This is a genomic window from Reyranella sp. (assembly GCF_965227665.1).
Taxonomy (GTDB): Bacteria; Pseudomonadota; Alphaproteobacteria; order Reyranellales; family Reyranellaceae; genus Reyranella.
Window position 1 is genome coordinate 103,044 of record NZ_OZ245767.1, and the last position, 20,646, is coordinate 123,689.

The window sequence follows — 20,646 nt, forward strand, 5'->3', positions numbered from 1 at the left end:
CATTTTCTTCTCTTTCTTCATTGGCGTTTGCCATGTCCGACTTCCGTCGTCGCCATCTGCTCGCCGTTCTGGCCGGCGTGAGCGTGCTTGGAATGGGTGCTCGCGGCGCCTTGGCCGCGCCGTCCAAGCGACGGCCCAAGTCGGTCGCCAAGCCGACACCGGCGATCCCGATGGACAAGCCGAAGCTGGTATTCCTCGATCCGGGCCACGGAGGGCGCGATCCGGGCGCCCTGGGCGTGCGCGGCACGCAGGAGAAGAGTGTCGTCCTCGCCATCGCCCGCGATCTGCAGCGCGAGTTGCTCGCCGGCAACCGCTATCGGGTTCTCCTGTCCCGCAATACCGACAGCTATGTCGCGCTGCGCGAACGCGTGGCCCGTGCCCAGGCGGCCAGGGCCGACCTTTTCCTGTCCCTGCACGCCGACGCGCACGGCGACCGGGATGTGCGTGGGGCGTCCGTCTACACCCTGTCGGAAGAGGCGACGGACCGTGAAGCGGCGGCATTGGCTGCGCGCGAAAACCGCGCCGGCGCTTCGCTTTCCGGCCTGAGGCTGTCGGACCAGCCGGACAATGTCGCGCAAACCCTCGTGGCGATGAGCCAGCGCGGGACGGTGAACGATTCGCGGCGGCTGGCCGACACGGTCGTGGCCACCTTCGCCCGCAACGGTGTTCGGCTGCTGCCCCGCACCCATCGTCAGGCAGGGTTCGCCGTGCTGACGTCGCCCGACATTCCGGCGGCACTGGTAGAGCTGGGCTATCTCTCCAACTCGCAAGACGAAAAACTGCTGACGGTGCGTCAGCACCAGATGGCGCTGGCGCGCGCGCTTCGGGCCTCGGTGGATGCCTATTTTGGGGTCGGCGCCACAAGAAAGGCATAAGTCTTGGCCATTCTGCGACATTGAAGGCCCTGTGGGCGCCGCGTAGAAAGTGACCGTGCTCAACTTCATCAAGATCTGTCTGGCTTTTGCCACCGCCGCTCTCATCGTCGGCACCGGCACCGTTGCAGGCCTCTTCTGGCATTTCAGCCATGGACTGCCCGACCACAAGCAGCTTGCCGACTACCAGCCGGCGACGCTCACCCGGCTCTACGCCGCGGACGGGAAGCTGCTGGCCGAGTATGCCCGCGAGAAGCGCGTGTTCGTGCCCGTCAACGCCATGCCCAAGCGCGTCCTCGAAGCCTTCGTCGCGGCCGAGGACCAGCGGTTCTTCACCCATCCCGGTATCGATTTCATCGGCGTCATCCGCGCCATGGTGGCCAACGTCGCCAACCCCGGCAAACGGCCGGAGGGCGCCTCGGGGCTCACCCAGCAGGTTGCCAAGAACTTCCTGCTCACCAACCAGGCGACGCTGTCGCGCAAGATCCGGGAGGCCATCCTCGCGTTCCGCATCGAGGAGACCTATTCGAAGGAGCGCATCCTCGAACTTTACCTGAACGAGATTTATCTCGGATCGGGCAATTACGGCGTGGCCCAGGCCGCGCTCAATTACTTCGACCGGTCGCTCGACGAGCTGTCTCTGTCCGAGATCGCCTATCTCGCAGCCCTGCCGAAGGCGCCGAACCGCTACCACATCGTGCGCAACGAGAAGGAAGCCTACGCCCGACGCGACTACGTCCTGCATCGCATGGCCGAGGACGGGTATATCACCGCCGCCGAGGAGCAGGCCGCCCGGGCCGAGAAGCTGCAGTATCGCCGCCGCAGCACCACCGAGGTGGCCCAGGCTGACTTCTTCGCCGAGGAAGTGCGCCGCAACCTGATGGCGGCCTATGGCGAGAAGGGCCTCTACGAGGGCGGCCTGACCGTCAGCACGACGCTCGATCCCGCCATCCAGGCCGTCGCCGACAATGCGCTGCGCGAGGGGCTGATCGGCTACGACCGCCGCCACGGCTGGCGTGGGCCCTACGCCAAGATCCCCGACATGAGCGTCTGGGAAGAGGAGTTCGCCCGCCTCGTTCAACGCCGGCCGCTCGCCGGGCCGGCCGCGTGGCAGCTCGCGGTCGTCAGCAAGGTCGAAGCGCAGTCGGTGCAACTCGTTGGCCTGCCCGACGGCGGCGAGGGCACCGTGCCTTTCGCCGAGATGACCTGGGCGCGGCCGACCCTGCAGAACCAGACGGTCGGCGCCGCGCCGCGCAGCCCGCGCGACGTCGTGTCGGTGGGCGACGTGATCGTCGTCGAGAAGGTCGAGAAGCCGGCCGGCGCCAACGCGAAACCCTATCCGCCCAAGACCTATGCGCTGCGCCAGGTGCCCAACGTCGAGGGCGGCGTCGTCGTGATGGACACGCAGGCCGGCCGCGTGCTGGCCATGTCGGGCGGCTGGTCCTACGGGCGCAGCCAGTTCAACCGCGCCGTCCAGGCTGCACGCCAGCCGGGTTCGGCCTTCAAGCCGTTCGTCTATCTCGCGGCGATGGACGCGGGCTTCACGCCGGCCTCGGTCGTGCTCGATGCGCCGTTCGTCTACGACCCGGGCTACGGCCAGCCGCTGTGGACGCCGAAGAACTATGGCGGCGACATGCTGGGACCGACGACCGTCCGCCGCGGCCTCGAACTGTCGCGCAACCTGATGACGGTGCGCATGGCCCAGCAGATCGGCATGAAGCGCGTCGTCGACGTCGCCAAGGAGTTCGGCGTCACCGACCACATGGGCGCCTACCTGCCGATGGCGCTGGGCGCGGGCGAGACGACGTTGCTGCGCATGACCATGGCCTACGCGATGCTGGCCAACGGCGCTCTCGAGATCACGCCGTCGCTGGTCGATCGCGTGCAGGACCGCAACGGCAAGACCGTCTATCGCCACGAGCCGCGCACCTGCCGGGGCTGCGGCGAGGCGGGGGGCGGCGGCAACTCCCTCGCGGCGCCGGAACTCGTCGATGCGCGCAAGCCGTTCCATGACCCGGCGTCGGTCTATCAGGTGGTCAGCATGATGCAGGGCGTCACGGTGCGCGGCACCGCCGGTCGCCTGGCCGCGCTCGGCCGCCCGATCGCCGGCAAGACGGGCACGACGAACGACGCGCACGACAACTGGTTCCTGGGCTCCACGCCCGACATCACCATTGGCGTCTATATCGGCTTCGACGAGCCGCGGACGCTGGGCTCGCAGGAGACCGGCGGCGGCAACGCCGTGCCGATCTACGAGGCGATCGCCAAGGAGATCTTCAAGGGCAAGCCCCCGACACCGTTCCGCGTGCCGCCGGGCCTGCGCATGGTGCGCTTCAGCTACGAGGGCGGGACGATCGACGAGGTCTTCAAGCCGGGCACCGAGCCGGGTTCGGAGGGCTTTATGGTCACACCGCTTGACGGATCGGCCCCTTATTCCGCTATAGACCCCACGCAGGGTCCGCAGCAGGCGGGCAGCCCCCGGCGTCCGGGTCTCTCGGGCACCGGCGAGACCTATTAGTCAGTTCGAAACGGATCCGTAATGCGCGCCGAAGCCCAAGCGATGGTGAACGAGATCGAGGAGTCGCTCGAACTCCTCAGGAGGCGTCTTTGACTACGACCGGGCGGTCGTACGTCTCGACGAACTGAACGCGCGCGCCGAGGATCCGGCGCTGTGGAACGATCCGAAGGAAGCCGAGAAGGTGATGCGCGAGCGCACCAAGCTCGAAGCATCGATCGGTGCGATCAAGCGCCTGCGCGCGGCGGTCGACGACAATGTCGGTCTGATCGAGATGGCCGAGGCCGAGAAGGACGAGGCCACCATTGCCGAGTGCGAGAAGGCGCTGCGCGAGGCCACGGGTGAGGCCAAGGCGGCGCGTCTCGAGACGCTTCTGTCAGGCGAGGCCGACGGCAACAACGCCTATATCGAGATCAATGCCGGCGCCGGTGGCACCGAGGCGCAGGACTGGGCTGAGATGCTGGCCCGCATGTACACGCGCTGGGCCGAGCGCCGCGGCTACAAGGTGAGCTGGCTCGAGGAGAGCGCGGGCGAAGAGGCCGGCATCAAGTCTTGCGCCTACAAGGTCGAGGGCCCCAACGCCTATGGCTGGCTGAAGACGGAGAGCGGCGTGCACCGGCTGGTGCGCATCTCGCCGTTCGACGGCAATGCTCGGCGCCAGACCTCGTTCGCCTCGGTCTGGGTCTATCCCGAGGTCGACGACAATATCGAGATCGAGCTGGTCGACAAGGACTTGCGGGTCGATACCTACCGCGCCTCGGGCGCGGGCGGCCAGCACGTCAACAAGACCGACTCGGCGGTGCGCATCACCCATCTGCCGACCGGCATCGCCGTGGCCGTCCAGCAGGAACGCTCGCAGCATCAGAACCGCGCCAAGGCCATCCAGATGCTGAAGGCCCGCCTCTATGAGGTCGAGTTGCAGAAGCGCGAGGCCGAGCGCCTGGAGGCCGAGGCCAGCAAGACCGACATCGGCTGGGGTCACCAGATCCGTTCCTACGTGCTGCAGCCCTACCAGATGGTCAAGGACCTGCGCACCAACGTGGAGCGCTCGGACCCCCAGAAGGTGCTCGACGGCGACCTCGACGAATTCATGGCCGCCTCGCTTGCCGCCCGCGTGGGCGAGGGCAAGGACAAGGAAGCCGCGTAAGGACTGGAGTCGACGATGCCGGGTATGTGGTTCGTGTTCGAAGCCGAGTATGAAATCGAGGATCGCCGCGCCAACTGGAACAAGCCGGTGCCCGAGTCCATGGTCTGGCATGGGCCCTACGCGACCGAGAAGGAAGCCGACGACGTGGCTCTCGCCCGCATGTGGTCCAAGATCGACCTCTACGCCCACAAGGCGCGCACCGTCGACATGACGGTCAAGGCCTGAGGCTTCATCGGAGCGCGCCACTCCAGCGGGCGCTCATGACCTTGCTAGGTCGACGAAGCTTGGGCGCAACTGGGTTGCACGCTCCCATTCTATCTCACTGCGTCGAACCTAGCTGGTCCGTCGATTGCATCTCAGCCCGGATCAAGGGCGGAGGCAATTCTTGGCAGCGTCGCGTTTCCATCTCGGCTGGTTTCTCGGCAACAGTTTCGGCGTGCACGGCTGGAACCAGCCCTGGTCCGGCGTCGATGCGCGCGAGTGGGCGCAGCCCGATCTTCACATCGAACTGGCGAAGGCGCTGGAGCGCGCCTGCTTCGACTGCCTGCTGCTCGAGGACTCGGTCTTCGTCCCCGACAACTACGGCGGCTCGATGGATTTCTATCTCAAGCGGGCCCTGCGCGCGCCGAAGAACGATCCGCTGCCCCTGGTCCCGCTGATCGCCCAGGCGACGAGGCATCTCGGCATCGTGCCGACCATCTCCACCAGCTTCTATCCGCCGTTCCTGCTGGCGCGCCTGATCGCGACGCTCGACCTGATGTCCAACGGGCGCGTCGGCTGCAACTTCGTGACCTCGACGGCGGAGCGCGCGGCCCAGAATTTCGGCCTCGACGCACATCTCGAACATGACCTGCGCTACGAGATGGCCGACGAGTTCGTCGAGCTGACGACGCAGCTCTGGTCGTCGTGGGACGCCGACGCCGTCGTCATGGACGAGAAGGGCGGCACCTTCGTCGATCCGGCCAAGGTGCGGGCGATCGACTTCAAGGGACGCTTCTTCTCCTCGCGCGGACCGCTCAATACGGCGCGACCGCCACAGGGCCGGCCTGTGCTCGTTCAGGCCGGCGGCTCGCCGCAGGGCAAGGCTTTCGCCGCGCGGCACATGGACATCGTGATCGCGGCGCTCGGCACGGTCGCGGAGATGAAGGCGTTCCGCGACGACATGCGCAACCGCTTGGCGGCGGAAGGCCGTGATCCCGACAGCTGCAAGGTGCTGTTCGTGGTTGCACCGACCCTGGGCGAGACCGACGCCGAAGCGCAGGATCGCGTGCGCCGCCGGCAGGCGCAGCGCGAGGCCGCGCCGGAAATCACGCTGGCCATGATGGGAAGCCTGACCGACATCGACTTCTCGACCTTCGATCTCGATGCGCCGCTGGCCGAGCTCACGACGAACGGCCAGCAGGGCACCCTGAAGCGTTTCCTGGCCCAGGGTCGCACGCTTCGCGAGGTCGCGAGCAACTACAGCTTCGGCTTCGAGCATCCGGTGGTCGGAACGACCCGGCGCGTTGCCGACGTGATGGAAGAGGCGATGGAGCAGGTGGGCGGCGACGGCTTCATGTTCAGCGGCCCGCTCAGCCGTCGTTACGTCGCGGAGATCACCGACGGGCTGGTGCCGGAGCTGCAGAGGCGCGGCCTCGTTCGCACAGCGTACGCGCACGCGCACTTCCGCGACAATCTGTTTGCTTTCTGAAGGCGGGACGGCACTCTCGATCCAAGCATCGCCGGAGTCGCCTCATCGTCAGTCCTCTCTACGTCGCGCTCGGCACCATGACGGTGCAGCAGACCTTCGCGACCCTGGGGCGATCGACGGTGCCCCTGATCGCGGCAGCCATCGTGGCCGATCTCGGCATCGAGGCGGCCCTGGTCGGCCTCTATCTCGCGATCGGTTCGGTGGCGGCCTTTCTCACGACCCTGGGCTGCGGCGGCTTCATCCTGCGCTATGGCGCGGTGCGCATGACGCAGGTCGGCATGGCCGCGCTGGGCATCGGGCTCGCCTTCACCACGCCGGGATGGCTGCCGCTGTTTGCTGTCGGAGCGTTCATCGGCGGGTTGGGGCAGGCGGTCTCGACACCGTCGAGTTCGCATCTGCTGGGGCGCTTGGCCCCGCGTCACCTGGCGCCGCTGGTCTTCTCGATCAAGCAGTGCGGCGTGCCGGTCGGGCTGATGCTGGCCGGTGTGGTGGCGCCGGTGCTCGTGGTCGAAGCCGGCTGGCGGGTGGCGCTGCTGGTCATCGCGCTGAGCTGCTTCCTCATCGTGCTGGCGCTGCAGCCGCTGCGCGCCGGCTTCGACGTCGACCGCAATCCGGCCCAGCCGCTTTCGCCCGCCGACATCCGGGCCAATGTCGTCTCGGTGCTGCGCGACCCGGCGCTGCGCATCCTGTGCGTCGCGATGTTCAGCTTCGTCGGGCTGCAGTCGCTGTTCACCGGCTTCTTCGTGCTCTACCTGGTGCGCGGCCTGGGCTACGATCTTGAACGCGCCGGACAGGTCTTCGCCATCGCCATCGTCGTGGCGGTGCCCGCCCGCATCGGCTGGGGCTGGCTTGCCTCGCGCTTCGTGGCGCCGGCAACGCTGCTCGCCTTCCTCGGTATCGGTATGGCCGCCGCGGCGGTGCTCACGGCCTCGATCGATCCCGACTGGCCGACCTGGGTCGCGGCGATGATCGCCACCGCCCTCAGCGTCACCGCGGTGAGCTGGCACGGCGTGCTGCTGGCCGAGGTGGCGCGGCTGTCGCCGGTCGGCCGGATCGGTGCGACCACGGGCGCCGTCCTGGCCTTCGGCGATGCCGGCGCGCTGGTCCTGCCACTGCTGTTCAGCGCGGCATTGTCGCTCACCGGAGGCTATGCCGGCGGCTTCCTCATCGGCGCGGCGCTGGCCTTCGGCGTCGGCCTGTTCGGTCTGTGGCGCCGGATCAGCCGGGCGCGCTAGGCGCGGCCACGAGCATCCTCGACGGGGCCTCCGGCGTTGTGTGTCCATGCCCTCGACCGTCATCCGCTCCTATCACTACGACCGCCGGCGGCGCGCGCTCGACATCGTCTTCCAGTCGCGGCGTCGCTACAGCTATCTCGGGGTCCCGGAAAAGACCTATGACGCGATGAAGGCGGCGTCTTCCAAAGGCGCGTTCTTCAACCGTCACATCCGCGATCACTTCACGTTCGAGCGTACCGGCGAAGAACCGCCGTCCGGCCCTTCCTGAGATTTGGCGCCGCTCGGCGTCGCCTCCTGTCAGTATCGCCGTCCGGTCCCTATACTGGGGCGGTTGAGGAGGGACGGGCCATGCACGAGCCGGGAGTGAAGCAGTACGACCGCGCCGCCGAGGACGTGGGCAACGTTGTGGCGCTGGAGCACGTCAATCTCGGGATCGCCGACCAGGGGCTGGCCACGGTCTTCTACATGAGCGGCCTCGGCCTGACGCGCGATCCCTACATGATGACCGGCATCGACAATATGTGGGTCAATGTCGGGCGCAGCCAGTTCCACCTGCCGACGATGGTCCGGGCGCAACGCCTGCGAGGACGGATGGGCCTCGTGATCCCCGATCGCGAATCGCTGCTTCAACGGCTCGGCCGGGTAAAGGGCCTGCTGGGCGAGACGCGGTTCGGCTTCGTCGAGCGCGAGGACCATGTCGAGACGACCTGTCCCTGGGGCAACCGCATCCTCTGCCACGATCCCTCTGCGCGCTTCGGCGGCATGGCGCTGGGGATGGCCTATGTCGAATTCGACGTGCCGCACGGGGCGGCCGAGGGGATCGCCGGCTTCTATCGCGAGGTCTTCTCGACGGGCGCGCGCGTGGAGAGAGCGGGTGCCGGGACGGCCGCGCACGTCTCGGCGGGCATCGGGCAGGAGCTGATCTTCCGCGAGAGCGATGCCGCGCCCGAGGCCTATGACGGGCATCACATCCAGGTCTATGTCGCGAATTTCTCCGGCCCCTATCGCGGGCTGGTCGAGCGCGGCCTGCTGACCGAGGAGAGCAACCAGCACCAGTACCGCTTCCAGCACATCGCCGACCCGGCCACGGGCAAGGCGCTGTTCGAGATCGAGCACGAGGTGCGCAGCCTGCGCCATCCGATGCATGCGCGACCCCTGGTCAACCGCAATCCGCTTCAGACCAATCGCAGCTATGTGCCGGGCCGCGACGGCTGGGTGCCCGAGCCGGCGGCCCCCGACATGGACGATCCCCGCGTCGAGATGCGCCGCAAGCGCTTCGAGGAAGCGACACGACAGGCGGCCGGCTGATGCTCGGCCTCACTCTCAAAATATTGGGCTTTGGCCTGCTGGGATTCGTCGTGACGCCCTTCGTGGTCGGGATCGTGGCGCTCGCGCTGGCCTACAGTCTCGATTCCCGTTGCGGCACGCCCGGCGATTCGGGCGGCTGCGAGATGGGCATCGCGTCGCTTGCCATCGCCTCGGCGCTGCCCGGTCTGGCGATTGGAATCGGGGTTGCGCTCTATCTCCATTTTCGAAGGAAGCGCGCGACCCCGCCCGCGCCGCGGCGTCCATGACGACGGCGGACCTTTCGGCCTTCGACAAGCTCCGGGGGCGCATCCAGGCGTTGCGCGCCAAGACGATCGACAATGGCTGCACCGAGGGCGAAGCGCTGGCGGCGGCGGCCAAGGTGGCCGAGCTGCTCGACCGCTACGAGCTGTCTCTGAGCGACGTCGAGATCCGCGAGACCCAGTGCGAGGAGCGGGTCTACGAGACTCACCTGAAGAAGCGCATCCCGATCGACGAATGCATCGGCGCCATTGCCGCTTTCTGCGATTGCCGGGTCTGGCGTGAGAAGAACGCCGCCGGCGAGGCACGCTATGTCTTCTTCGGCCTGCCCGCTGACGTCGAGGTGGCGCACTACCTGACCGAGCTGATCGACGGCGCGGTCCGGGCCGAGCTCGGCCGCTACAAGGTGTCGGCCGACTACAAGCGTTTCCGGCACCAGCAGCGGCATCTCGCCAACGCGTCCTTCACCCTGGGCATGTGCGCGTCCATCGCCGACCGGCTGGTGGCGATGAAGGCCGAACGCGACGGCGTGATCCAGAGCAGCGGCCGCGGGCTGGTCGTGCTGAAGGCTGCCGTCGTCGATACCGAACTGGAGAAGCTCGGTCTGAAACTGCGCACCGTCGAAGCCGGGCCGGGGCGCTTCGTGTCGCCCGATGCTTACGATGCCGGCGGCGTCGCGGGCGGCGCCGTGCCGCTCAATCCGGCGATCCGCCGGAAATAGCGGCCGCCGCGTCAGCCGAGATAGGCCTTCACCAGCCGCTCGTCGGTGAGGAAGGACTGCCATTCGCCGGGGCCGATCTCGTGGACGATGCTGCCGACCGACATGACGTAGGCGCGGTCGGTGATCTCCGAGGCGATGCCGACATTCTGCTCGATCAGCAGCAGGCCCATGCCGCGCTCGCGCAGCGCCTTGATGACTAGCAGGATGTCCTTCACGACCTTGGGCGCGAGCCCGGTCGAGGGTTCGTCCATGATCAGCAGGTCGGGCTGCAGCAGCAATGCGCGGGCGATCGCCACCATCTGCTGCTGGCCGCCGCTCAGCAGCTCGACCGGCGAGGCCATGCGTTCCTTCACGACCGGGAACAGGTCCGTCACCTCGTCCCACGAGAAGCGCAGGTCGGCGCCGCGCACCTTGCGGCCGACCGTCTCGGCCAGGATCAGGTTCTCGCGCACCGACAGTTCGCCGAACAGGCGGCGGTTCTCCAGCACCACGGCCAACCCGTGTTTGGCGAGGTCATGCGCCGGCGTGGCGGTGATGTCCGTGCCGTTCTTGACGATGCGGCCGCCACGGGCGCGCAGCAGGCCGCAGACGGTGCGGACGAGGGTGGTCTTGCCCGCGCCGTTGGCGCCGACCAGGGCTACTGCCTCGCCGTCGCCGACGGTGAGCGAGACGTCGCGCAGGACGGTGAGGGCGCCGTAGCCGGCGGAGACGGAGGTCACTTCCAGCACGGCTCAGACCCCGAGATAGACTTCGCGGACCCGCGGGTCGCGCTGGATGGCGGCCATGTCGCCGCTGGCGATGATCTCGCCGAAATAGAGCGTGTGCACGGTGCGGGCGACGGTCATCAGGCCCATGTCGTGCGACACCAGCAGGATGGTGATGCCTTCCTCGTTCAGCCGCACGATCCAGTCGCGCAGATCGTCGATCTCCTGGACGTTGAGTCCCGAAGAGGGTTCGTCGAGCAGCAGCAGGCGCGGCTCGCCGGCTACGGCGCGGGCGATCTCGAGGATGCGGCGCTGGCCGGCGGTCAGGCTGGCGGCCGGCAGGTCGCGCAAGCCCGTCAGGTGGAAGCGCTCGCAGGCCGCCTCGGCGCGCTCGCGGATCTCGCGCATCTGGCCGCGCGCGGCCGGGGTGCGCAGCAGGTCCTGCAGCATGGTGGTGCGTGTCAGCTTGGTGCAGCCGACCATGACGTTTTCCAGCACGGTCATCTGCTCGAAGACCTGCGGCGTCTGGAAGGTGCGCACGAGCCCCTGCAGGCCGCGCTGCTGGATCGTGTCGCGCCCCAGCACCGCGCCACGATAGGTGACGGTGCCGGCCAGCGGGCGGATGTAGCCGGTCACGATGTTGAACAGTGTCGTCTTGCCCGAGCCGTTCGGTCCGATCAGCCCGATGATGCCGCCGTCGGGCACGTCGAAGGTGACGGACCGCAGCACGGAGAGGCCGCCGAACGAATGGCCGACCTCCTTGAGCGCGAGGAGGGGCTCAACCATTGCTGCTTCCCTTGCGGGCGAGCCGGGTCCGCAGCTTGCCGAAGGCGCCGACCAGCCCCTCCGGCATCAGCACGACGACGGCGACCAGCGCCAGGCCGAACAGGATCTGGTGGATGTCGCCGAGCTTGCTCAGCAGCTCGGGCAGGAAGGTGACGAACAGCGCACCGACGACGATGCCGGGGATGGAGGTCGCGCCGCCGATCACCGGGATCAGCAGGAAGCTGATCGAACGGTCGACGGTGAAGCTCTGCGTGCTCACGAACGACGCGTGGTGGGCGAACAGGCTGCCGGCCAGGCTGCCGAACAGGGCGCAGACGACGAACACCCTGGTGCGCAGCGCCTGGAGATCGATCGAGAGGGCGGCCGCCGCGGTGCTGGAATCGCGCATGGCGCGCAGCATCAGGCCGGTGCGGCTGTCGACCAGGTTGCGCGCCACCGCCATGCAGGCGAAGGCCACGATCCAGACGAAGAAGTAGTAGCGCGAGGGCCGGTCGAGCAGGAAGCCGAACAGGTCGAGCTTGGGGATGCCGCCGATGCCCAGGGTGCCACCGGTCAGCCAGTCCCACTCGAAGAAAAGCGCGCTGGCGATGGCGCTGAGGGCGAGCGTGCCGAGCGCAAGGAAGTAACCGGTGAGGCGCAGGATCGGGCGGCCGATGACATAGGCCAGCGTCATGCTGATGGCGGCCCCGACCAGGAAGCCGACGATGCTGGGCAGGCCCATCATGACGGTGCAGTAGGCGCTGGCATAGGCGCCGAGCCCGTAGAAGGTCGCCTGTGCCAGGTTGACGATGCCGCAATGGCCGAGCAGCAGGCCGATGCCGAGGCCCGCCACCGTGTAGATGCCGGTGAACACCAGAAGATCGGCCATGTAGCGCGGCACGACGAACGGCAGCACGGCCCAGACGACGAGGCCCATGGCCAGCCAGAGGAGAGTGCGCGGGTTCATGGGCTCAGCCTCCCCGGCGGCCGGCACGGCCGAGGATGCCCTGCGGCATCAGGATCATGATGATGATGAGCACGGAGAAGGCGACGACGTCCTTGTAGCTCGACGAGATCCCGATGATGGCCAGCGACTCCACCAGGCCCAGCGTGAGACCGCCCACGGCCGCGCCCAGCGGATTGGTGAGCCCGCCCAGCACGGCGGCGGCGAAGCCCTTGAGGGTGAGGTTGAGGCCGAGCTGGTAGTCGACGCCGATCAGCGGCGTCACCAGGATGCCGCCTAGCGCGCCCAGCAGGCCGCCCAGCACGAAGGTGAAGGTGCGCATGCGGCCGACGTTGATGCCGGTGGTGGCTGCGCCGTCGGCGTCGATCGAGGCCGCCATCATCGACAGGCCGATCGTGGTGCGGTGATAGAAGGCGCGCAGCGCCAGGGTGGCGCCGATGCCGATGGCGATCAGCCACAGCGCGTGGAACTGGATGACCGCGTCGAGGATGATCAGCACGCCCTCGCCGCCGAGCGGCGGGAGGAGGTGGCCGTCGCGGCCGATGAAGAACAGCACGCTGGCCGACAGGGTGAGGGCGAGACCGATGGTGAGCAGCAGGAAGCTGTCCTCGCTCGCATTCTTCCTGGCCATGTAGCGCACGAACGCGACCTCGATGAAGGCGCCGACCAGGGCGCCGGCAATCGCGCCGCCGGCGATGGCAGCGGCATAGGGCCAGCCCGTCTTGGTCAGCAGCAGCACCGTGGTCATGGCGCCGATCACGGCGAACTCGCCCTGCATGGCATTGATGACGCGGCTGCCCTTGAAGATGGCGGAGAGGCCCATGCCGACGAGCGCGTAGACGATACCGTTCGTCACGCCCGCGAAGAGCGCCTGAAGGACCAGGCTGAGAGTCATGAAGGAATGCTTCCGCGCAAAAGAAGGCGCGGCGCAGGGCTCGCGAGGAGTCCTGCGCCGCCGGGACCGCTACTGGGCGACGCGGAAGGGCGTGCGCGTGTACTTGCCGCCGACCAGCTTCGAGAAGACGAAGCTCGAGATCGGAATGCCCGTCATGTCGTCGGCCGAGAAGTCGTAGTTGGCCAATACGCCGCTGTAGGGCGCCTTCATGGCGTCGCACAGCTTCTCGCCGGTGGCATCGGCGCCGGCCTTGTTGAGGGCCGCGGCGATGATGTGGGCCGCATCCCAGGCCGCCGCCTCGTAGTTCTTCGGCGTCGAGTTGTAGGCCGTCTTGTAGAGCTCGACGAACGCCTTCTGGTGCGGCAGCGGGTCCTCGCCGACCACGAACTCGGGAATCACGATATTGTCGGCGGCCGGTCCCATCGCATTGACGTATTCGTAGGACGAGGAGCCGATCGCGGCGACCACCGGCTGGGCGATCTGGATCTGCTTGACGTTGCGGAACGGCGTCGCCGAGGTGGCGATGATGAACACCGCATCGGGCTGCGCGGCCTTGACCTTGGCTGCCTGCGTGGTGGTGTCGGTGGCGCCGATCTCGAACTTCTCGACCGCGACTAGCTTGACGCCGTACTTGTCGGCGAGCGGCTTCAGCTCGGCCATCACGACGTTGCCGTAGCCCGCGTCATGCAGCACGCCGACCTTCGCGGCCTTGATGCTCTTGGCATATTCCAGCAGCGCCATCGCATTGAGGCGCTGCGGCGGCAGGACGTGCGCCACGCACTTGCGCTCGCGCTCGACCGCCGGGCCGATGCCGGTGAAGGCAATCTGCGGGATCTTGTTGGCGTGGGTCACGCCGCCGACCGCGACGGTGCTGGCGGTGAGGGAGGGGCCGAGCAGCGCCTGGACCTTCTGCCCGAAGATCAGGTCGTTGGCCTTGCTGAGGGCGGTGTCGGGATTGGACGCGTCGTCCTCGACGATGATCTTGATCGGGCGGCCCTTGATGCCGCCCTTGGCGTTGATGTCCTTCTCGGCCAGCAGGAGGCCGTTGCGCTCGGGCACGCCGAGGCCGGCGCCCGCGCCGGTGACGGAGACGATGGCGCCGATCTTGACGGGTTCACCCGACGTCTGCGCCTGGACCGCGAAAGCCGACAGGCCGACCAGCGCCGTGGCGCCGGCCAATCTGGCAATGAACGATGACACTGACATTCTTCTTTCCTCCCACTCGTTGATCTTCTTATGGCGTCGTTGCTTCAGAGCAGCGGCGGTGGCCCGGCCATGCCGAGGGCGTGTTGGCCGAACAATGCACCCTGAACGTCGGTCGAGAACATGATGTGCGCATTCGCTGCGTGCGCATCGCGGAACAGCCGCTGCACCGGGCCGGCGAGGTGGAGGCCGCCCGACCCGGCGATGCCCATCAGGATGTCGACGGCCTCGAGGCACAGCCGCGCGGAAAAGAAGGCGTCGCGCCGGTAGCGCAGCTTGTCTTCGTGGGCCGCGTCGGCACCCGAGCGCGCCACCGTCATGGCGTGCTCGCAGGCGCGGCGCATCAGCATTTCGGCCGTGTCGATGCGCACGCTTGCCTCGGCGACCTTGATCTGGACGGGCTGGCTGGCGCCCACCGGCTGGCCGGTCGTGGTCGCGTTGCGCTTGCGCGCCGTACCCACCACCGTTTCGTAGGCGCCGCGCGCGCAGCCCAGCATGACGCCCGACAGGACGTAGGGGCCGAGGGCCAGCATGGGCAGGCGGAACAGGGGCGAGGGATTGACCGTCGAGCCGGCATGCGCCTTGCCGTTCATCGTCCAGGCCGAGATCGTCCGCACGTCGGGGACGAAGAGGTTCTTTATCTCGACGTCGTTCGAGCCGGTGCCGGAGAGACCGACCGCGTGCCAGGTGTCGATGATCTCGTACTGGGAGCGGTGGACCAGGGCGAAGCGCTGGTCGACGGGCGGGCCGTCCCCGCGCTCGCGCACCAAGAAGCCCAGCATGTTCCAGTCGGAATTGTCGACGCCGGAGGAGAGCGGCCAGCGGCCCGACACCTCGTAGCCGCCCTCGACCTTGCGGCCGCGGCCGGCGGGGAAGACGAGTGAGGTGGCGATCAGAACGTCGGGCGAGGCGTCCCAGATTTCGTCCTGCGCCTCGGGATGGAAATAGCCCAGCATCCAGTGATGGCTGGAAAGATTGCCGAGGTTCCAGGCGGTCGACGGGCAGACGCGCGCGATCTCGGCGCAGGTGTCGACCAGGATGCCGACATCGAGATCGGCACCGCCGACCCTCGCCGGCTGCACCATGCGGAAGAGGCCGGTGCGGTGAAGGTCGCGCTCGGTCTCCTCGGGCAGGCGGCGCAGTCTCTCGCATTCCCCGGCGCGGCCGGCGATCGCCGGCACCAGCGCGCGCGCGCGGTCGAGCATCTCTTGGTAGGTGACGCCCGTGAACGAGACCGGCGTGTTGGGCAACGTCGCCGACGGTGTCCAGTCGGCGGCCCGCTTGGTCCGCATATCGAATTCCTCCCGGCGCCGCGGCGCTTGTTCTTGCCGCAACGATGCTTGCGTCGCGCGTTCAGGTCAAGCGACCTAATTTGTTGGTCGATTGACCATGCCGTGCGCGATCACGATACTTCACGTCAATCAGACAGCGCTCGGGAGGAGCAGAGATGGCGATCAAGGTGCTCGAACTTCATCATCAGGGCGTGCGGATCGACGCCGACGACAAGACGATCCAGGACCTCAAGAATTTCTACAGCGGCGTGCTCGGGCTCGAGCACGACACGGGCCGGCCGGAGATCCCGGGCATTCCCGGCATGTGGATCAACATCGGCGAGGTGGGGCAGATCCACCTGATCGGCGGCGACCTGCCGTCGCGCTTCGCCCAGGGGCCGGGCAAGGATCCGACGGTGCCGCACGTGGCGCTGGCCGTCGAGAACATCGTCGAGACCAAGGCCGAACTCGACCGGCTCGGTGCGGACTACTGGTCGCTCAAGGGCGCCACGGGCCCCGATGCCGAGCAGCTCTTCCTCAACGATCCGTGCGGCAACATGGTGGAGCTTCACCAGTTCGACAAATGCCGCTGCCGCCTGAAGAGCCGCGTGAAGACGGCCTAGCGCCCGACCGGCGCGGCGAGGCCGGCGCAGACGAACGGCACGATCTCGCGGATGGCGGTTTCCATGTCCGCGGGATCGCAGCGGCCCTGGGAAATCGCCTCGAGGCGGCCGGGCTGCAGCAGGGTCCAGACGTAGGCGCCCATCATGAAATAGTACCGCCAGTAGAGCGTCTTCGCCGGGATCTTCGGCAGGGCGCGCCGGATGGCGTCGACGTAAAGCGCATTGGTCTCGTCGTAGATGCCGGCGCGCACCATGCTCGCGGTATCATCGGGATCGGTGAAGAGGCGGGCGTGCATCTGCATCGACGCCCGGCGCCCGCCGGCCCGCGGTTCGGCCATCAGCAGGGGACGGACCAGCGCATCGACCAGCACGTCGAGCGGGACGATGCCGCGCGGATAGCGGGCCTTGGCCTCCAGCAGGAGCTGGCGCCGCCGCTCGGTCACTTCCTTGCCGTGCCGCGCCACCACCGCCTCGAAGATCGCGCGCTTGGACTCGAAATAGTAGTGGAGCTGGCCGACGTTCACGCGGGCTCGGCTGGCGATCGCCCGCGTGGTCGCGCCGCCATAGCCGACACGTCCGAACAGCTCTTCCGCGACATCGAGGATGCGTTCCGGCAGGTTGGGGCGGTTCGCTTTCTTGCGCCGCGGCGCCGCGGCCTTCGGCTTCTTCACGATTGTCTTTCTCGCCACGACACACCCTGCTCGAAATCGTCGAGCATCTCATAAGGCGAAGCGGGGTGGTTTTCCATGCCGGCTGCCGAACCGTGTCGCCGCATGCTAGAAAGCAGCCATGAAAACCAAGCTCCTCGGCCGCACCGGCATCCACGTCTCGCAACTCTGCTTCGGCACCATGTCCTTCGGCGGCGACGCCGACGAGGCCACGTCGGCTTCGATGTACAAGGCGGTGCGCGACGCCGGCATCAACTTCTTCGACACGGCCAACGAATACAACAAGGGCAAGTCCGAGGAGATCCTGGGCCGGCTGGCGAAGGATCATCGCAACGACCTGGTGATCAGCACCAAGTGCTTCAACAAGACCGGCCCCGACGTGAACGCGGGTGGCGCCAACCGCCGCCATGTCGTGCAGGCCGTCGAGGCGAGCCTGCGCCGCCTGCAGACCGACCGGATCGACGTGCTGTTCCTTCATCGCTTCGACCCGGTGACGCCGATCGACGAGATGATGCGCGGCCTCGAGGACCTCGTGCGCTCGGGCAAGGTGATCTACCCGGCGGTCAGCAACTGGTCGGCCTGGCAGACCCAGCGCGCCGTCGACATCCAGGAGCGCAACGACTGGGCACGGCTGCAGGTCATCCAGCCGATGTACAATCTGGTAAAGCGCCAGGCCGAGGTCGAGTTGCTGCCGATGGCGGCGGCCAACGGCATCGGCGTCATTCCCTATAGCCCCGCGGCCGCCGGTCTCCTGTCGGGCAAGTATTTCGGACAGGCCTCGGGCCGGCTCAAGACCAACAAGATGTACGAGGCGCGTTACGGCGAGGAATGGGCCTTCGAGACGGCCGAGAAGTACGTCGCCCTCTGCCAGCAGAAGGGCCTGCACCCGGTCAGCGCGGCCATCGCCTGGGTGGGGGCGCATCCCGCCATCACCGCGCCCATCATCGGCGCGCGCAATCTCGACCAGCTCAAGGATTCGCTCGCCTCGGTGAACGTCGACATGACTCCGGAGCTGCGCGCCGAAATCGCCGACCTTTCGCGCACGCCGCCGCCGGCCACCGATCGGCTGGAAGAGCAGAAGGTCGTGAAGGCCTGAGAAGGCTCAGCCCGGCTCGAGGCCTTTTGCGCGGAAGAGGGCCTTCGTTTCGGGCGTGCGCAGGCTTTCGATCAGCGCGCTGGCCAACACCGGCTGAGCGCTGTCGGCCGGAATGGCGGCTACGAACACCGTGACCATGTGCAGATCGCCGGGCAGGGGCCCGACGATCTCGACTCCGGGAACATGCAGCAGTTCCGGTACTTGCTGGACCGCGAGGTCGGCCTCGCCGGTCGGCAGGAACATGGCCGAGTAGCCCGCGGGTGGCGGGAACTTCGTCTTGGCGTTGATCTCGTCCGCGATGCCCATTCTCTCCAGCAGCTTGGCGAAGTAGATGCCGCTCGCGCCGCCGGCCGCGGGATCGGTGTAGGAGATCGCCCTGGCCTCCAGCAGCGTGCGCTTCAGGGCTTCCGGTGTGGAAATGTCGGGCTTCGGTGCGCCCGCGCGCACCGCGATGGCGGTGGCGGAGCTGGCGATCACGGCATCGGACCCGGCGACGATGCTGCTCGAGGCGAGCAGCGTGTCGGTGACCGCGCGGTTGAGGATCAGCGTGTCGGCCTTCTCACCAGCCTGCAGCCGCTTCAGGAGCAGGGGCGCGGTGGCCCAGGTGACGTCGAGCCTGCAGCCGTGCGCCTGCTCGAAGGCAGGGATCAGCGGCTCGACGACGCCCTGGACGGCGATGGCGCTGAAGACCCTCATGCAGATCCCGGCCGGTCGCAGACGTCGATCCATTCGGCGTTCACGAGGGCGGCCATGCGCCCGGGCGCGATGCGCACCGCCGAGTTGATCGAGCCGGCGGCGGGTACGACTTCGTCGAAGGCCTTGAGCGAGACGTCGCAATAGACCGGGAGCGGCGTCGCCAGGCCGAACGGGCAGACGCCACCCACCGGATGACCCGTAAGCGCAACCACCTCGTCGGCGCCCAGCATGCGCGGCTTGCCGCCCAGCACGTCCTTGATCTTGCGATTGTTCAGCCGCGCGTCGCCCGAGGTGACGATCAGCAGCGTGCGATCCTTGATGCGCAGCGACAGGGTCTTGGCGATCTGCGCCGGCGCGACGCCGTGGCCCCGTGCCGCCATCTCGACGGTGGCGGTGCTGGCCTCCAGCTCGACGACCTTTAGATCGGGGGCATGCGCGGACAGGAAGGCGCGTACGGCGTCGACGGTCATGCCTGCCGCGCCGCCCGCTCCGTGCGGATGCGGTCGCGCTGGGCCGCGAAGCGCGCGGCGAGATCCTCCTCTGCAACATCCTCGAGCCGGCTCTGGAGGACCCAGCCATGGCCGAAGGGATCGATGATGCGAACCACCTTGTCGCCCCAATAGGTTTCTTCCGGAGCCTGTCCCGGGGCAAGGGATGTCGCGCCGGCGGCCAGGGCGCGAGCGAACACGTCGTCCACGTCGTCGACATAGACGATCAGGAACCCGGAGGAGGCTCCGGCCGACAGAGGCGAGCGTGGCCAATCTGGCCGGGGCGCTTCGCGCCAGCGCGGGTTCTCTTTCGCTACATAGAGGCGAGCACCCGCGACGACCAATTCGGCGCTCAGGGTCTCCGGACCCGGCGGTTCGCCTGGATTGTGCGAGAAGCTGCGCCGGATCTCCTCGGCGCCGATCACGTCGCGATAGAAGTCGGCCGCGGCGGCCACGTCCTGAACGATGAGGCTGATGCCGATCTGTCCGACCGACTGCTTGCCCTTGACGGCCATTGCAACATCTTCCGGCGGAGAGGGGTGAGCGTGGCGTCGAGTCTTACGGGATCGATGCCTTCATCGCGCTGTGGGAATCGTACCGCATGGTGAAGGGGCCGCCCGAATTTCCATGACAAATGCGGAGGCGGCGGTACCGTCCGCCAACTCACCACGGGAGAAGCGCATGCCGATCATCGACGCTCAGGTTCACTGCTACGAGCGCAATCACCCGGGCCGCCCGTGGACGGCCGTGCTTGCAGGCCCGCCCGAGGTCACCGCCGAGGACATGATCAAGGCGATGGACTCGGTCGGCGTCGACGGCGCGTTGCTGGTCTCGGTCTACACGATGTACCGCTGGGACGAGAGCTATGCGGTCGGCGTCCAGAAGGCGCATCCCGGCCGGTTCGGTGTCATCAAGCCCGTCAATGCCAACGATCCCGCGGTCGAGGGCACGATCGCCGACTGGGCGGCGATGGACGGCACGGTCGCCATCCGCATCATGTTCACGCCGGAGATTTCGACCGACGCGGCCGACCCCGGCATCAACCGCGTGCTCGCCGCCGCGGCCAAACACGACCTGCCGGTCAACCTGATGGCGCGTGGGCGCCTGCCGCAGGTCGCCGAACTCGCCAAGCGCAACCCGAACACGACGCTGGTGATCGATCATCTCGGCCTGGAACAGCCGATGGCGCCGCCGGCCCCGAAGGAGCCGTGGCATGAGCTGCCGCAGTTGCTGGCATTGGCGGAGCACAAGAACGTCGTCGTGAAGATCACTGGCGCCTGCACGCTCAGCCACGAGAAGTTCCCCTTCAAGGACATCTGGGATCCGCTGGGCCGCATCTTCGACGCCTTCACCCTGGATCGCTGCATGTGGGGCACCGACTGGACGCGCGCGGTGGCGTTGCTCACCTACAAGGAGGGCGTCGATGCCTTCCGCGTGACCGACCGCCTGTCCGACAGCGATCGCGCCACGCTGATGGGCGGATCGCTGGAGAAGATCTACGGCTGGTCGCCGGCGAAGAGGTAGGCT

General features: G+C 67.7%; 23 protein-coding genes. 13 read left to right on the forward strand and 10 right to left on the reverse strand.

The window, feature by feature from the left end; genetic code table 11:
* The first annotated feature begins 32 nt into the window (after positions 1-32).
* The 10 genes from ACO07I_RS00510 (at position 33) to ACO07I_RS00555 (ending at position 9,746) form a co-directional block, all read left to right on the forward strand.
* A complete protein-coding gene (locus ACO07I_RS00510; protein WP_422013256.1) occupies positions 33-875 on the forward strand; it encodes an N-acetylmuramoyl-L-alanine amidase family protein in 843 nt (280 codons plus the stop codon).
* A gap of 55 nt (positions 876-930) precedes the next feature.
* Complete coding sequence (locus tag ACO07I_RS00515) at positions 931-3,390, forward strand: penicillin-binding protein 1A (RefSeq protein WP_422013258.1); 2,460 nt, start codon at positions 931-933, stop codon at positions 3,388-3,390.
* 21 nt (positions 3,391-3,411) lie between these two features.
* A protein-coding gene (gene prfB, locus ACO07I_RS00520) for a peptide chain release factor 2 (protein ID WP_422013260.1) occupies positions 3,412-4,534 on the forward strand; the annotation gives its coding sequence in 2 pieces (ribosomal slippage) (positions 3,412-3,480 and positions 3,482-4,534; 1,122 coding nt in all).
* 15 nt (positions 4,535-4,549) lie between these two features.
* Positions 4,550-4,759 (forward strand): hypothetical protein, encoded by a 210-nt coding sequence (locus ACO07I_RS00525; protein ID WP_422013262.1) that lies wholly within the window; start codon positions 4,550-4,552, stop codon positions 4,757-4,759.
* A gap of 160 nt (positions 4,760-4,919) precedes the next feature.
* The gene (locus ACO07I_RS00530) at positions 4,920-6,224 is read left to right on the forward strand and encodes an NtaA/DmoA family FMN-dependent monooxygenase (RefSeq protein ID WP_422013264.1); all 1,305 of its coding nucleotides are present in this window, start codon (positions 4,920-4,922) and stop codon (positions 6,222-6,224) included.
* Between the two features lie 77 nt (positions 6,225-6,301).
* Positions 6,302-7,459 (forward strand): MFS transporter, encoded by a 1,158-nt coding sequence (locus tag ACO07I_RS00535; RefSeq protein ID WP_422013266.1) that lies wholly within the window; start codon positions 6,302-6,304, stop codon positions 7,457-7,459.
* Positions 7,460-7,505: 46 nt separating this feature from the next.
* Positions 7,506-7,727, forward strand: a complete 222-nt coding sequence (locus tag ACO07I_RS00540; RefSeq protein ID WP_422013268.1) for a KTSC domain-containing protein — start codon at positions 7,506-7,508, stop codon at positions 7,725-7,727.
* A gap of 80 nt (positions 7,728-7,807) precedes the next feature.
* Positions 7,808-8,767, forward strand: a complete 960-nt coding sequence (locus ACO07I_RS00545) for a hypothetical protein (RefSeq protein ID WP_422013270.1) — start codon at positions 7,808-7,810, stop codon at positions 8,765-8,767.
* Positions 8,767-9,033, forward strand: a complete 267-nt coding sequence (locus ACO07I_RS00550) for a hypothetical protein (protein WP_422013272.1) — start codon at positions 8,767-8,769, stop codon at positions 9,031-9,033. The genes ACO07I_RS00545 and ACO07I_RS00550 overlap by 1 nt, the downstream gene beginning before the upstream one ends.
* Positions 9,030-9,746 carry a DUF7168 domain-containing protein gene (locus ACO07I_RS00555; RefSeq protein WP_422013274.1) on the forward strand — a complete coding sequence of 239 codons (717 nt, stop codon included), beginning with the start codon at positions 9,030-9,032 and terminating at the stop codon, positions 9,744-9,746. The genes ACO07I_RS00550 and ACO07I_RS00555 overlap by 4 nt, the downstream gene beginning before the upstream one ends.
* An 11-nt stretch (positions 9,747-9,757) precedes the next feature.
* Here ACO07I_RS00555 and ACO07I_RS00560 read toward each other — a convergent pair whose 3' ends face one another.
* The 6 genes from ACO07I_RS00560 to ACO07I_RS00585 form a co-directional block, all read right to left on the reverse strand.
* A complete protein-coding gene (locus ACO07I_RS00560) occupies positions 9,758-10,474 on the reverse strand; it encodes an ABC transporter ATP-binding protein (protein ID WP_422013276.1) in 717 nt (238 codons plus the stop codon).
* Positions 10,475-10,477: 3 nt separating this feature from the next.
* Complete coding sequence (locus ACO07I_RS00565; protein ID WP_422013278.1) at positions 10,478-11,236, reverse strand: ABC transporter ATP-binding protein; 759 nt, start codon at positions 11,234-11,236, stop codon at positions 10,478-10,480.
* Positions 11,229-12,182 carry a branched-chain amino acid ABC transporter permease gene (locus ACO07I_RS00570; RefSeq protein ID WP_422013280.1) on the reverse strand — a complete coding sequence of 318 codons (954 nt, stop codon included), beginning with the start codon at positions 12,180-12,182 and terminating at the stop codon, positions 11,229-11,231. The genes ACO07I_RS00565 and ACO07I_RS00570 overlap by 8 nt, the downstream gene beginning before the upstream one ends.
* Before the next feature lie 4 nt (positions 12,183-12,186).
* On the reverse strand, positions 12,187-13,074 hold the full coding sequence (locus tag ACO07I_RS00575; protein ID WP_422013282.1) for a branched-chain amino acid ABC transporter permease: 888 nt from the start codon (positions 13,072-13,074) through the stop codon (positions 12,187-12,189).
* Positions 13,075-13,143: 69 nt separating this feature from the next.
* Positions 13,144-14,280, reverse strand: a complete 1,137-nt coding sequence (locus ACO07I_RS00580) for an ABC transporter substrate-binding protein (RefSeq protein ID WP_422013284.1) — start codon at positions 14,278-14,280, stop codon at positions 13,144-13,146.
* 44 nt (positions 14,281-14,324) lie between these two features.
* Positions 14,325-15,569 carry an acyl-CoA dehydrogenase family protein gene (locus tag ACO07I_RS00585; protein WP_422013286.1) on the reverse strand — a complete coding sequence of 415 codons (1,245 nt, stop codon included), beginning with the start codon at positions 15,567-15,569 and terminating at the stop codon, positions 14,325-14,327.
* A gap of 155 nt (positions 15,570-15,724) precedes the next feature.
* Here ACO07I_RS00585 and ACO07I_RS00590 point away from each other — a divergent pair, with 155 nt between their 5' ends.
* Complete coding sequence (locus ACO07I_RS00590; RefSeq protein WP_422013288.1) at positions 15,725-16,171, forward strand: VOC family protein; 447 nt, start codon at positions 15,725-15,727, stop codon at positions 16,169-16,171.
* Here ACO07I_RS00590 and ACO07I_RS00595 read toward each other — a convergent pair.
* On the reverse strand, positions 16,168-16,860 hold the full coding sequence (locus ACO07I_RS00595) for a TetR/AcrR family transcriptional regulator (protein WP_422013290.1): 693 nt from the start codon (positions 16,858-16,860) through the stop codon (positions 16,168-16,170). The genes ACO07I_RS00590 and ACO07I_RS00595 overlap by 4 nt on opposite strands.
* A gap of 100 nt (positions 16,861-16,960) precedes the next feature.
* Here ACO07I_RS00595 and ACO07I_RS00600 point away from each other — a divergent pair, with 100 nt between their 5' ends.
* Complete coding sequence (locus tag ACO07I_RS00600) at positions 16,961-17,935, forward strand: aldo/keto reductase (RefSeq protein ID WP_422013292.1); 975 nt, start codon at positions 16,961-16,963, stop codon at positions 17,933-17,935.
* Positions 17,936-17,941: 6 nt separating this feature from the next.
* Here ACO07I_RS00600 and ACO07I_RS00605 read toward each other — a convergent pair whose 3' ends face one another.
* The 3 genes from ACO07I_RS00605 to ACO07I_RS00615 are packed head-to-tail and all read right to left on the reverse strand — an operon-like array spanning position 17,942 to position 19,634.
* Positions 17,942-18,664 (reverse strand): substrate-binding domain-containing protein, encoded by a 723-nt coding sequence (locus tag ACO07I_RS00605; protein WP_422013294.1) that lies wholly within the window; start codon positions 18,662-18,664, stop codon positions 17,942-17,944.
* Positions 18,628-19,101 carry a YbaK/EbsC family protein gene (locus ACO07I_RS00610; RefSeq protein WP_422013296.1) on the reverse strand — a complete coding sequence of 158 codons (474 nt, stop codon included), beginning with the start codon at positions 19,099-19,101 and terminating at the stop codon, positions 18,628-18,630. The genes ACO07I_RS00605 and ACO07I_RS00610 overlap by 37 nt, the downstream gene beginning before the upstream one ends.
* Positions 19,098-19,634 carry a VOC family protein gene (locus ACO07I_RS00615; protein WP_422013298.1) on the reverse strand — a complete coding sequence of 179 codons (537 nt, stop codon included), beginning with the start codon at positions 19,632-19,634 and terminating at the stop codon, positions 19,098-19,100. Before ACO07I_RS00615 ends, ACO07I_RS00610 begins: the two co-directional genes overlap by 4 nt.
* A gap of 166 nt (positions 19,635-19,800) precedes the next feature.
* Here ACO07I_RS00615 and ACO07I_RS00620 point away from each other — a divergent pair, with 166 nt between their 5' ends.
* On the forward strand, positions 19,801-20,643 hold the full coding sequence (locus tag ACO07I_RS00620) for an amidohydrolase family protein (protein WP_422013300.1): 843 nt from the start codon (positions 19,801-19,803) through the stop codon (positions 20,641-20,643).
* Positions 20,644-20,646: the final 3 nt, after the last annotated feature.

Excerpts from the sequence above, each read along its gene's own strand:
- ACO07I_RS00555 (WP_422013274.1), top strand. The coding sequence starts at position 9,030 with ATGACGACGGCGGACCTTTCGGCCTTCGACAAGCTCCGGGGGCGCATC.
- ACO07I_RS00590 (WP_422013288.1), top strand. The coding sequence starts at position 15,725 with ATGGCGATCAAGGTGCTCGAACTTCATCATCAGGGCGTGCGGATCGAC.
- ACO07I_RS00610 (WP_422013296.1), bottom strand. The coding sequence starts at position 19,101 with ATGACCGTCGACGCCGTACGCGCCTTCCTGTCCGCGCATGCCCCCGAT.
- ACO07I_RS00510 (WP_422013256.1), top strand. The coding sequence starts at position 33 with ATGTCCGACTTCCGTCGTCGCCATCTGCTCGCCGTTCTGGCCGGCGTG.
- ACO07I_RS00600 (WP_422013292.1), top strand. The coding sequence starts at position 16,961 with ATGAAAACCAAGCTCCTCGGCCGCACCGGCATCCACGTCTCGCAACTC.
- ACO07I_RS00535 (WP_422013266.1), top strand. The coding sequence starts at position 6,302 with ATGACGGTGCAGCAGACCTTCGCGACCCTGGGGCGATCGACGGTGCCC.
- ACO07I_RS00550 (WP_422013272.1), top strand. The coding sequence starts at position 8,767 with ATGCTCGGCCTCACTCTCAAAATATTGGGCTTTGGCCTGCTGGGATTC.
- ACO07I_RS00545 (WP_422013270.1), top strand. The coding sequence starts at position 7,808 with ATGCACGAGCCGGGAGTGAAGCAGTACGACCGCGCCGCCGAGGACGTG.
- ACO07I_RS00615 (WP_422013298.1), bottom strand. The coding sequence starts at position 19,634 with ATGGCCGTCAAGGGCAAGCAGTCGGTCGGACAGATCGGCATCAGCCTC.
- ACO07I_RS00570 (WP_422013280.1), bottom strand. The coding sequence starts at position 12,182 with ATGAACCCGCGCACTCTCCTCTGGCTGGCCATGGGCCTCGTCGTCTGG.
- ACO07I_RS00575 (WP_422013282.1), bottom strand. The coding sequence starts at position 13,074 with ATGACTCTCAGCCTGGTCCTTCAGGCGCTCTTCGCGGGCGTGACGAAC.
- ACO07I_RS00540 (WP_422013268.1), top strand. The coding sequence starts at position 7,506 with ATGCCCTCGACCGTCATCCGCTCCTATCACTACGACCGCCGGCGGCGC.
- ACO07I_RS00580 (WP_422013284.1), bottom strand. The coding sequence starts at position 14,280 with ATGTCAGTGTCATCGTTCATTGCCAGATTGGCCGGCGCCACGGCGCTG.
- ACO07I_RS00620 (WP_422013300.1), top strand. The coding sequence starts at position 19,801 with ATGCCGATCATCGACGCTCAGGTTCACTGCTACGAGCGCAATCACCCG.
- ACO07I_RS00565 (WP_422013278.1), bottom strand. The coding sequence starts at position 11,236 with ATGGTTGAGCCCCTCCTCGCGCTCAAGGAGGTCGGCCATTCGTTCGGC.
- ACO07I_RS00585 (WP_422013286.1), bottom strand. The coding sequence starts at position 15,569 with ATGCGGACCAAGCGGGCCGCCGACTGGACACCGTCGGCGACGTTGCCC.
- ACO07I_RS00605 (WP_422013294.1), bottom strand. The coding sequence starts at position 18,664 with ATGGATCGACGTCTGCGACCGGCCGGGATCTGCATGAGGGTCTTCAGC.
- ACO07I_RS00525 (WP_422013262.1), top strand. The coding sequence starts at position 4,550 with ATGCCGGGTATGTGGTTCGTGTTCGAAGCCGAGTATGAAATCGAGGAT.